General features: G+C 72.4%; 10 protein-coding genes. 3 read left to right on the top strand and 7 right to left on the bottom strand.

The genetic code is table 11. The features are described from left to right. Positions 1–37: 37 nt before the first annotated feature. Together ACQPZK_RS07160 and ACQPZK_RS07155 are read left to right on the top strand one after the other, a co-directional pair. Entirely contained in the window at positions 38–538 is a 501-nt protein-coding gene (locus ACQPZK_RS07160) for a nitroreductase/quinone reductase family protein (RefSeq protein WP_433537526.1), read from the top strand. Positions 539–605: 67 nt separating this feature from the next. After that, positions 606–1283, top strand: a complete 678-nt coding sequence (locus tag ACQPZK_RS07155; RefSeq protein WP_433537525.1) for a nucleotidyltransferase domain-containing protein — start codon at positions 606–608, stop codon at positions 1281–1283. Positions 1284–1290: 7 nt separating this feature from the next. Here the strand turns inward: ACQPZK_RS07155 and ACQPZK_RS07150 are convergent, their stop codons facing one another. Next, on the bottom strand, positions 1291–2004 hold the full coding sequence (locus tag ACQPZK_RS07150) for a VIT1/CCC1 transporter family protein (protein WP_433537524.1): 714 nt from the start codon (positions 2002–2004) through the stop codon (positions 1291–1293). Then, positions 2001–2858 (bottom strand): type I methionyl aminopeptidase, encoded by an 858-nt coding sequence (gene map, locus ACQPZK_RS07145; RefSeq protein ID WP_433537523.1) that lies wholly within the window; start codon positions 2856–2858, stop codon positions 2001–2003. Before map ends, ACQPZK_RS07150 begins: the two co-directional genes overlap by 4 nt. Before the next feature lie 95 nt (positions 2859–2953). Here map and ACQPZK_RS07140 point away from each other — a divergent pair, with 95 nt between their 5' ends. Next, the gene (locus ACQPZK_RS07140) at positions 2954–3268 is read left to right on the top strand and encodes an STAS domain-containing protein (RefSeq protein WP_433537522.1); all 315 of its coding nucleotides are present in this window, start codon (positions 2954–2956) and stop codon (positions 3266–3268) included. A gap of 18 nt (positions 3269–3286) precedes the next feature. Here ACQPZK_RS07140 and ACQPZK_RS07135 read toward each other — a convergent pair whose 3' ends face one another. From ACQPZK_RS07135 to ACQPZK_RS07115, 5 genes are all read right to left on the bottom strand, one after another. Further along, complete coding sequence (locus ACQPZK_RS07135) at positions 3287–6946, bottom strand: SpoIIE family protein phosphatase (protein ID WP_433537521.1); 3660 nt, start codon at positions 6944–6946, stop codon at positions 3287–3289. A 193-nt stretch (positions 6947–7139) separates the two neighbouring features. Then, positions 7140–7691 carry a pyridoxamine 5'-phosphate oxidase family protein gene (locus ACQPZK_RS07130; protein WP_433537520.1) on the bottom strand — a complete coding sequence of 184 codons (552 nt, stop codon included), beginning with the start codon at positions 7689–7691 and terminating at the stop codon, positions 7140–7142. A 47-nt stretch (positions 7692–7738) separates the two neighbouring features. Then, the gene (locus tag ACQPZK_RS07125) at positions 7739–8488 is read right to left on the bottom strand and encodes a gamma-glutamyl-gamma-aminobutyrate hydrolase family protein (RefSeq protein WP_433537519.1); all 750 of its coding nucleotides are present in this window, start codon (positions 8486–8488) and stop codon (positions 7739–7741) included. Beyond that, entirely contained in the window at positions 8485–9252 is a 768-nt protein-coding gene (locus tag ACQPZK_RS07120) for a 3-oxoacyl-ACP reductase (protein ID WP_422738825.1), read from the bottom strand. The genes ACQPZK_RS07125 and ACQPZK_RS07120 overlap by 4 nt, the downstream gene beginning before the upstream one ends. Positions 9253–9267: 15 nt before the next feature. Beyond that, entirely contained in the window at positions 9268–10623 is a 1356-nt protein-coding gene (locus ACQPZK_RS07115; protein WP_433537518.1) for an aldehyde dehydrogenase family protein, read from the bottom strand. Positions 10624–10731 lie beyond the last annotated feature (108 nt).

Genomic DNA, 10731 nt, shown 5'->3' with positions numbered 1-10731 from the left:
GTGCCGCCGGGGCGGGGCAACCGGCAGACTGATCCGCGTGTCAGCGCTCGCTACCCTCACCCGCCGACTCGGCCACCACCGCTGGTTCGGGGCCGCCGCCCGCCTGCTGGTCCCGGCCGACCGGATCGTCGGCCGGCTCACCCGAGGGCGCGTGGTCGCGCTCGGTCTGCTGCCGTCCCTGGTGATCACCACGACCGGCCGCCGGTCCGGCAGACCGCGCAGCAACCCCCTGCTCTACGTGCCGGACGGCGACGCGTACGTGGTGATCGGCTCCAACTGGGGGCAGACCCACCAGCCCGGTTGGGCGATGAACCTGCTCGCCGACCCGGCCGCCGAGGTGGACGTGAAGGGCCGCCGACTCCCGGTGCGGGCCGAGCCGGCGTCCGGGGTCGAGCGGGACCGTCTGTGGGACCTGCTCGTCGCCGAGTGGCCGGCGTACCGCACCTACGTCGAGCGGGCCGGGGGCCGCGAAATCCGCATCTTCCGGCTGGTGCCGACCGGGCGCGGCGGCCCGGCCGGCCCGCCGTCGGCTGGCTAGGCTGAGGCCAGTCGCCCCAGGGGAGGTACCGCCCGTGCGCGCGATAGGTGACGACCGGCGGTGGTCGGTGGCTGAGCGGGTGGCCGAGGCGATCCAGCGGCGTTTCCCGGCCGATGTGCTGGCGATCGCGGTCCACGGGCCCCTGGCGCACGGCGACGACGACGGTGGCGGGGACGGCGAGGTCGGGATGCTGGTGGTCACCTACCGGCCGGGTGGCGGGCCGCCGCCGGCGACCCGGCGGGTGGACGGGGTGCTTGTCGACCTGACCGTGGCCGCCGCCGACGACTACCTCGGGCAGGCCCGGGTGCTCTCCCCGTTGTGGCCCCTGACCGCCGACCGGTACGTCACCACCCGATCGCTGTTCGACCCGACGGGCTGGCTGCGGACGTTGCGCGACGAGCACCTCGGCCGGCTCGCCCGGGCCCGACCGGCGGAGTTCAGCACGGCGGCGCGGCAGGCCTGGTACCGGGGCAGCGCCGCGCACGCGCGGGCAGCCCGGCTGGCCGAGTGGTACGAGACCGACCAGGCGCTGCTGATGCTCGGTGAGGCGCGATTGGCCGCGGCGACCGTGACCGGCCTGCTGGGCCGTACCTACTTCCGCGATCCGGGCGACGCGGTGCGGCGTACCGGTCTGGCCGGCGCGGACATGACCGAGGTCGGTGCCGTACTGGCCCGGCAGGCCGAGGATCTGGCGGCGCGCGGCCGCCCGGTCGACGGCACGATCGACGATCTGCTCGGCGGTTGACCGGGCGTCACAGCCCGCCCTGCACCCCGATCAGCGAACCGATGAGGTAGGTGGCCCCGGCCGCCGCGGCGCCCAGCACGAGTTGACGCAGGCCGCTGGTCCACCAGGGTCGGTTGGTGAACCGGGCCACCACCGCGCCGGCGGCGAACAGCCCGAGCCCGCCGACGGCGAGCGCCAGCCAGAGTTCGGTGGCGCCGAGCAGGTACGGCAGCAGGGGGATCAGCGCCCCCAGCGAGAAGAACACGAACGAGGAGATCGCCGCCGCCCACGGGCTCGGCTGGTCGTCAGGGTCGACGCCCAACTCCTCGCGGACGTGCACCCGCAGCGCCTCCTCCGGATCGCGCCGTACCGCCTCGGCGACCTGCATGGCGAGGTCCCGGGGCAGGCCCCGGGCCACCCAGGCGTCGGCCAGCTCGCGCGCCTCCGCCTCGGGGTGCCGTTCCAGCTCGCGCCGCTCCTTGGCGACCTCGGCGGCGACCTGCTCGTTGGCCGAGCGCACGCTGGTGTACTCGCCGAGCCCCATCGAGATCGCGCCGGCCACCAGGCCGGCGGTGCCGGTCAGCACGATGCTGTGCGGCGAGACGCCACCGCCGCCGACGCCGGCGATGAGGGCGATGTTGGTCACCAGGCCGTCCATCGCGCCGAAGACGGCCGGACGCAGCCAGCCACCGGAGACGTCCGCGTGGTGTGCCTCGCGCAGGGCGGCGGGGGTCTCGGTCACGGCAGGGTGAGGATCTCGTGGCCGTCGTCGGTGACGACGATGGTGTGCTCGAACTGGGCGGTCCACCTGCGGTCCTTGGTGACGACGGTCCACCCGTCGTCCCACATGTCGTACTGGTAGGTGCCGAGGGTGATCATCGGCTCGATGGTGAAGGTCATCCCCGGCTCCATGACGTCCGTCGGCCGAGGGCTGTCGTAGTGCGGCACGTAGAGACCGCTGTGGAACGTCTCGCCGATCCCGTGGCCGGTGAAGTCGCGGACCACGCCGTAGCCGAACCGCTTGGCGTACGACTCGATCACGCGGCCCACCACGTTGATCTGGCGGCCCGGCGCGACCGCGCGGATGCCTCGCATCATCGCCTCGTGGGTGCGCTCGACGAGGAGCCGGGCCTCCTCGCTGACCTCGCCGACGCAGAACGTGGCGTCCGTGTCACCGTGCACACCGCCGATGTACGCGGTGACGTCGACGTTGATGATGTCGCCGTCGGTCAGGACCGTGGAGTCCGGGATGCCGTGGCAGATGACCTCGTTGAGGCTGGTGCAGCAGGACTTGGGGTAGCCCCGGTAGCCGAGCGTCGACGGGTACGCGTCGTGGTCGCAGAGGAACTCGTGCACCACACGGTCGATCTCATCGGTGGTGACGCCGGGCTTGCAGTGCTCACCGGCGAGCTGCGTCGCCTGGGCGGCGAGCCGACTGGCGATCCGCATCTTCTCGATGGTCTCCGGCGTCTGCACGTGCGAGCCGCGCCACTGCTGCGGCGCCTTCTTGCCCACGTACTCCGGGCGGGGAATGTGGGCGGGCACCGGTCGCGTCGGGGACAGCGTGCCTGGGGTCAGCGGCGCACGGACGGTCATGCCGCCAAGCCTATCGTCGCCGACGCCGTGACCCGTGCCACGGCCGGTCGGGACCGGTTGTTGCCCTGCCTGGTCGGCTGTGCCATGGTGTCTGCGTGGATCAAGGGGGAGCACCACCCGTCTTCTCCGCCCGGGCGGAGATCGATGGGGAGCACCTCCACGTGGTGGTCACCGGCGAGGTCGACATGGCGACGGCCGACACGATGATCCAGACCGCCCTGCGCGAGCCCGCCAGCCGGCTCACCCTCGACCTGCGGGCGGTGACCTTCTTCGACTCGGCGGCCATCCACGCGGTCGTCCGGCTCGCCCAGCAGTTCTCCGGCACCCTGACCGTGCTGCCGTCCCGGCAGGTACGCCGCGTGCTGGAGATCTCCGGCCTGGGCGACCAGGCCTGGCTCGACCCGGTCTGAGCCCCGGCCCGCGCGCCCTCAGCCCTGCAACTGCCGGCGCAGCGTCACCTCGGTGCCACCGTCGGTACGCCGCACCATCAGGTCACCCAACGCCTTGATCAGCGACAGTCCGCGACCCCGGAAGCCGGAGTCGGTGGACTCCCGCCACTGCCCGGTGTCGCGCACGGTGACGATCACCGTGCGGTCCTCGATGGCCACCTCCACGCTGATCACCGCCTCGGTGGGTTGCACGGGGTGTTCGATGGCGTTCGCGGCGGCCTCCGAGACCGCCACGGTCAGGTCGAACAGGTCCGTCTCGCCGACGTTGTGCGCGACGAGGAAGTCCTCCAGCCGCTTGCGGAGCACACTCAGCCGGGTCGGGTCGGCCGGCAGCCGCAAGGCGAAGCGGTTCAGCTCCGCCGCCTCCACGGCGAGCACCGCCACGTCGTCGCGGCGCAGCCGTCCGGCGACCCGCTCGACCACCGTGTCGATCAGATCCGCCACGTGCTGGCCCGGGGCGGCGGCGTCGACCCGCAACTGTGCCAGCGCGGCGTCGATGCCGAGCTGACGGTCCTCGATCAGCCCGTCGGTGTAGAGCAGCAGTCGACTGCCCGCGGGCAGCTCGCCCTCGACGGTCCGGTAGGTGGCGCCGGGGATGGCGCCGACCGGCGGGCCGAGCGCACGGTCGTGCAGGAACGCCACGTCGTCTCCTCGGATCAGCAGGGGGGACGGGTGGCCGGCGCTGGCGAAGCGCAGGCGACCGGTACGAGGGCTGAACAGCAGGCAGACCACCGTCGCGAACGACGACTCCTCGGTGGACTGGACCAGCCGGTTGAGCCGGGTCAGCGACTCGCCCGGGTCGAAGCCCTCCAGCAGGTACGCCCGCAGCGCGTTGCGGAGCTGGCCCATGGCGGCGGCTGCCTGGACGCCCTTGCCGACCACGTCGCCGATGACCAGCACCAGGTTGTCGTCGTCGAGCGCGAGCGCGTCGTACCAGTCCCCACCGACCTCGACGTCGGCGCTGCCCGGCAGGTAGCGGCTCGCGACGACCGCGCCCGGCAGTTGGGGCAGCGACCTCGGCAGCAGACTGTGCTGCAACGTGGTGGCGATGTGGTGTTCGGCCTCGTAGAGCTGGGCGTTCTCCAGTCGGACGCCGACCAGCCGGGCCAGTTGGGTGAGCGCGGCGTCATCGGCCTGCGCGTCGTCGTCGGCGGCCCGCCAGACCCGCAGCTCGCCGAGCTGTTCCCGGGTGGTCCCGGTCAGCGGGGCCACGAAGGTCGGATCGGCGGCGGTGTCGCCGCCGCCGTCGGCCTCGAAGCGGGCGCCGGACGCGGTGACCACGACCCGGGCCGCCTCGGCGAGGCTGAGCGCGTGCCGGGCGGCGACCTGGAGCACGTCGCCGGTGGACCGGGCCGTGTTGACCGCCACCGCCGCGTCGGCCAGTGCCCGCAGACGACGGATGATCTGGCCGCGGAGCTGGCCCAGTTCGACGTTGGCCCGGACCCGGGCGATCAACTCCTGCCCGGAGAAGGGCTTGGTCAGGTAGTCGTCGGCGCCGACGGCCAGGCCGGCGACCGCCTCCGCGGAGCCGGCGCGGGCGGAGAGCAGCACGATCGGGACATCGCGGGTACGGGGGTCCGCGCGCAGCGCGCCGACCAGACCGAACCCGTCCAACCGGGGCATCATCACGTCGCTGAGCACCAGGTCGAACCCGCCCTCACGGGCCAGCGTCAGGGCCGCCAGACCGTCGCTCGCGGTGACCACCTCCCAGGTCGGCGAGAGCAACCGGGTGACGTGCTCACGCAGGTCGGCGTTGTCGTCGACGACCAGGATCCGACCGCTCGAGCCGACGTCGGTCGGCTGCTGGCCGGCCTCGCCGGTGGCGTCCTCGGCGGCCCACAGGGCGGTCTCCGCCACGAAGAGCCGGGCCTGCTCGGGCTCGCCCGTCGGCAGCGGCGCGAACGCGGCCACCCGGTCGGCGGGCAGATGCTCCGACCCGAACGGAATGGTCACCGTGAAGGTGCTGCCCTCGTTCACCTGGCTGGTCAGCCCGACCGTACCGCCGTGCATCTCGACCAGTTCGCGGACCAGTGCGAGCCCGATACCGGTGCCCTCGTGGGTACGGGCGCGTGCCCCGGGCACCCGGTGGAAACGCTCGAAGACGTGCGGCAGTTCGTCCGGGACGATCCCGACGCCGGTGTCGACGACATCCAGCCGGGCCACGCCGCCGTCGGCCCGGACCCGGACGCGGATCTCGCCGTCGAAGGTGAACTTCACGGCGTTCGACACCAGGTTGAGGACGATCTTCTCCCACATGTCCCGGTCGACGAAGACCGGCGCGGGCAGCGGCGGGCAGTCCACGACCAGCCGCAGGCCGACGCGCTGAGTGGCCGAGCGGAAGGTGCTGGCCAGTCGGGCGGTGTAGTCGGCCAGGTCGGTGGGCTGGTAGCGGGCCGCGAGCCGGCCGGACTCCAGCCGGGAGAAGTCGAGCACGGTGTTGACCAGCTTGAGCAGTCGCAGCGCGTTGCGGTGCATCACGACAAGACGGTCGGTGTACGTGGCGGGCAGCTCCGGGTCGGCCAGCATGTCCTCCAGCGGGCCGAGCACCAGCGTCAACGGGGTACGGAACTCGTGGCTGACGTTGGCGAAGAAGTTGGTCTTCGCCCGGTCCAGCGCGGCCAGCTCGGCGGCCCGCGCGCGCTCCTGCTCGTACGCCCGCTGGGTGCCGACCGCCCGGGAGACCTGCGCGGCCACCAGGTCGAGGAAGTCGCGGTACTCGTCGCCGAGCGGCAGCAGGCGGGCCACGCCGACGACCAGCGCGCCGACCGTCTCGTTGGTCGCCTTCACGGGCAGCACGAGCGCCACGTCGGAGGCGTCGGCCGGTCGCTGGGCGAGGAGATCGCGCACCTGCACGGTGGCGGAGGCGCCCTCCGCGACCAGTTCGGCGAACGTCGCCGGCGTGGCGCCGACCGCCGCCGGATCGACGCCGCTGGCCCCGGTCAGCTGGAACTCGCCGGTGTCGTCGGCGAGGTAGACGAGCGCGAAGGGTACGTCGGCGCAGTGTCGGCCGAGCACGTCGGCGGCGGTCCGGCCGAGCTCGCCGGCGCTGGTCAGATCGGCCAGCTCGGCGCCCAGTTCGGACAGCGCCCGCAGCCGACGTTCACCGACCACCCGGCCGGTGGTCTCGTTGACGATGCAGTAGACGCCGCTGACCGAACCGTCGGCGCCCCGGATCGGGTCGTACGAGACGTCGAAGTAGGTCTGCTCGACGAAACCGGAACGGTCCAGCAGGAAGGGGTGGTCCGCGCCACGGTAGGAGAGGCCGGTCCGGTGGACACCCTCGAGCAGCGGACCGAGGACGTCCCACGTCTCGGCCCAGTGGTGTCGGGCCGGCTGGCCGAGCACGTGCGGGTGCTTGCTGCCGATGGTCGGCCGGTACGCGTCGTTGTAGAAGGCGAGCTTGTCGTCGCCCCAGAACATGACGATCTGCGCGCTGGAGGAGAGCATCATGCCAACGGCGCTGGACAGCGCGGTCGGCCAGCGTGACGGGCCGCCCAGCGGGGCGGTGGACCAGTCGAAGGCGCGCAGGCGTTCGCCCAGCTCACCGCCGTTCGTGAAGGCGGCGGCCAACAGCGGGGGGATCTCCGGACCGTCCGCGAACGGACCCCCCGCGTCCGCGCCCCCCTGGGCCGAGCTCATACAGCCTCCCCGCCTCGGCCGGACCCCGCAGCCGTTGATCTTCAAGCGCCGTGCTCCGACTTGTACCCCGGCGGACCAGCAACGTAACGCATGACGCCCCGCGGACGCTGATTAGTGGCGCTCCGGTCGTCGGCGACCTGACAACGCGGGGCGGACGCGGCCCACCGACGAAGGCTGGGAGTGCCCTGAGCACTCAGAAAACCGGCAGGCCGTCGATGCTCGCGGCGTTCCTGGTGGCGCGATAGGTCACCAGATCATCGGCCGTACGACGGGAGTGTGAGGTGAGTAACAGGTCGCGTTCCGCGCGGTAGTCCATCAACGGCACCGCGTAGCCGCAGGAGTCACTGACGCGCTCCACGTCGACGGTGATGACGGCCCGTACGGCGTGCACGTCGGGCGGTGCGGGAAACTCGGCGAGCCGGTCGGCGAAGGTGGCCTCGGTCACCGGCACGCTCTGGCCCCTGCCGTGCAGGCGCACGATCTTCGGCGGTCCGTCGAAGGCGCAGAACATCAGGGTGATGCGGCCGTTGTCCCGCAGGTGAGCGATCGTCTCCGCCCCGCTGCCGTGATAGTCGAGGTAGGCGACCCGATGCGGGCCGAGCACCACGAAGGTGCCCGACATGCCCTTCGGCGAGACATTGACGTGCCCCTCGGGGCCGGACGGCGCGGTGGCCACGAAGAAGACCGGCTGGGCCGCGATGAACTCCCGCAGACGATCGTCGATCTCCGGATAGACCTTGCCCATGCGTCGATCCTCCCACCGCTCGACCCACGCGGCAGGGGCGACCTGCGTCACAGCACCGGTGACCCCGTCACGCGTACCCCCTCGTCGTGATCACCCACCGGCGGCCCGGAGCCCCGGGCGGCCCGGACCAGCGCCGCGATCGGAAGCGGGTCCGGCTCGTTCTCCGGATGCCACTGGACGCCCAGGACGAACGCACGGTCCGGATCCTCCACCGCCTCGATCACGCCGTCGCCGGCCCAGCCGGTGGCCGTGAGCCGCCCCGGGGTGGCGACCGCCTGATGGTGGTACGAGTTGACCTGCTCGACCCCGACCAGGGTCCGCGCCGCGAGGCTGCCCGGCGCGAACCGCACCGGATGGGTGCCGTAGACCCCCGGCGCCGGCCGGTGTGCCTCGGAGCCGAGCACGTCCGGCAGGTGCTGGTGCAGGGTGCCGCCGTAGGCGACGGTGAGCAACTGCATCCCCCGGCAGACGCCGAGCACGGGCAGGTCGGCGGCGAGGGCTGCCGCCAGCAGGGTCAGCTCACCGGCATCCCGGTCCGGTCGGTCCTCGGTCCGCGGGTGCGGCTGCTGGCCGTACCGCCCGGGGCCCACGTCGGCGCCCCCGGCCAGCAGCAGCCCGTCGAGAACCGCCACCACGTCGGCGTCGGCATCGTCCGGGGGCAGCACCACCGCCCGGCCACCGGCCGCCGTCACCGCCCGCACGTACGCCTCGGGCACCAGCACCGCCCGCACACCACGCCAGACGGCCCAGTCGACGGGCTCGGCGTACGCGCTGATCCCGATCAGGGGCCGCCTCATAGAGGTGTCACGTACGCGCCGGTGATACCGCCGTCGACCACGAACTGCGCGGCGGTCATGAACGAGGCGTCGTCGCTGGCCAGGAAGGCCACCGCGGCGGCGATCTCCTCCGGCTGCCCGAAGCGACCCATCGGCACGTGCACCAGCCGGCGGGCGGCCCGCTCCGGGTCGGCGGCGAACAGCTCCAGCAGCAACGGGGTGGCCACCGGGCCGGGGCAGAGCGCGTTGACCCGGATCCCCTCGCGGGCGAACTGCACGCCCAGCTCGCGAGTCATCGCCAACACTCCGCCCTTGCTCGCCGTGTACGCGATCTGCGACGTCGCCGCGCCCATCAACGCCACGAAGGAGGCCGTGTTGATGATCGACCCTTTGCCCTGCCGCCGCATGTGCGGGATCGCGTACTTGCAGCACAGGTAGACGCTCGTGGTGTTGACCCGTAGCACCCGCTCCCAGGCGTCCAGGCCGGTGTCCAGGATGGAGTCGTCGTCCGGCGGTGAGATACCGGCGTTGTTGAACGCGATGTCCACCCGGCCGTGCCGCTCGGCCACGCCGTCGAACAGGTCACGGACGGCCGACTCGTCCGCCACGTCGGTGGCCACGAACTCGCCGCCGCACTCCTGCGCGGCCCGCGTGCCGGCCTCCGCGTCGATGTCCACGCAGACGACCCGGGCCCCCTCGGCGGCGAACCGCCGGACGGTGGCCAACCCGATGCCGCTGCCCGCTCCGGTGACCACGGCCACCCGGTCCTGCAACCGACCCTGCACTGGTGTCACTCCTCGTCACTCCTTCGTCGCGATGAACACGTTCTTGACGTCGGTGAAGGAGTGCAGCGCGTCCGGGCCCAGCTCACGGCCGAGCCCGGAGCGCTTCATCCCGCCGAACGGGGTCCAGTAGCGCACCGAGGAGTGCGAGTTGACGCTGAGGTTGCCCGAGTCGACGGCACGCGCCATCCGCAGCGCCCGTCCGACGTCCCGCGTCCAGATCGAGCCGGAGAGGCCGTACTCGGTGTCGTTGGCGAGCCGCACCGCGTCGGCCTCGTCGTCGAACGGCAGCACCGAGACCACCGGCCCGAAGATCTCCTCCCGCCAGTGCCGGTCGGCCGGCGAGTCGGCCAGCAGCACGGTGGGCGCGTGCCAGAAGCCGGCGCCGTCCGGGCACGAGCCGGTGAAGGCGACCTTCGCGCCGGTCAGGTAACTGGCGACGCGGTCCCGTTGGGCGGCGGAGATCAGTGGACCCATCTCGGCGGTGTCGCGGGACGGGTCCTCGACCCGCACCGCCCGTACCGCTGGTTCGAGCAGCTCCAGGAACCTGTCGTAAACCGGTCGTTGGACCAGGATCCGCGACCGTGCGCAACAGTCCTGGCCGGCGTTGTCGAAGACCGCGCCGGGCGCGGTCGCGGCGGCGGTCTCCAGATCGGCGTCCGCGAACACGATGTTGGCGCTCTTGCCCCCCAGCTCCAGGGTGAGCCGCTTCACCTGGGCGGCGCAGCCGGCCATGATGCGCGTGCCGACCTCGGTGGAGCCCGTGAAGCAGATCTTGCGGACCGCCGGGTGGCTGACGAACCGCTCCCCCACCACCGCGCCCTCGCCCGGCAGCACGGTGAACACGTCCTCGGGCAGGCCGGCCTCGCGGGCCAGCTCGGCCAGGCGCAGGGCGGTGAGCGGGGTCAGCTCGGCGGGTTTGAGCACCACCGTGTTGCCGGCGGCGAGGGCCGGGGCGAACCCCCAGGCGGCGATCGGCATCGGGAAGTTCCACGGCACGATCACGCCGACCACGCCGAGCGGTTCGTGGAAGGTGACGTCGAGGCCGCCGGGCACCGGGATCTGTCGGCCGGTCAGCCGCTCCGGCGCACCGGCGTAGTAGTCGAGCACGTCGCGAACGTTGCCGGCCTCCCAGCGGGCGTTGCCGATGGTGTGCCCGGAGTTGCGCACCTCCAGCGCGGCCAGCTCGTCCAGGTGCGCGTCGACGACGGCGGCGAACCGCCGCAGCAACCGCCCCCGATCCCCCGGCGCAACGTCCCGCCACGTTTCAAAGGCCTCAGCAGCCCGCAAAATCGCGCCGTCAACATCAGCAAGAGACGCCGCCCGGACGTCCCGAAACCCCACCCCAGAAGCCGGATCAACAACTACTGTCACGCGCCCCACCCTCCGCCCATTCCCCGCGATCTTGCAGTTTCTGTGCCGACATATGCCATGAGCTATCCCAAATCAACGACACAAAGTGCAAGATCGCGGAGGACGGCG

It is taken from the genome of Micromonospora sp. CA-249363 (assembly GCF_050950185.1).
Classification (GTDB): domain Bacteria; phylum Actinomycetota; class Actinomycetes; order Mycobacteriales; family Micromonosporaceae; genus Micromonospora.
This window is presented reverse-complemented; position numbering and strand designations above follow the sequence as displayed.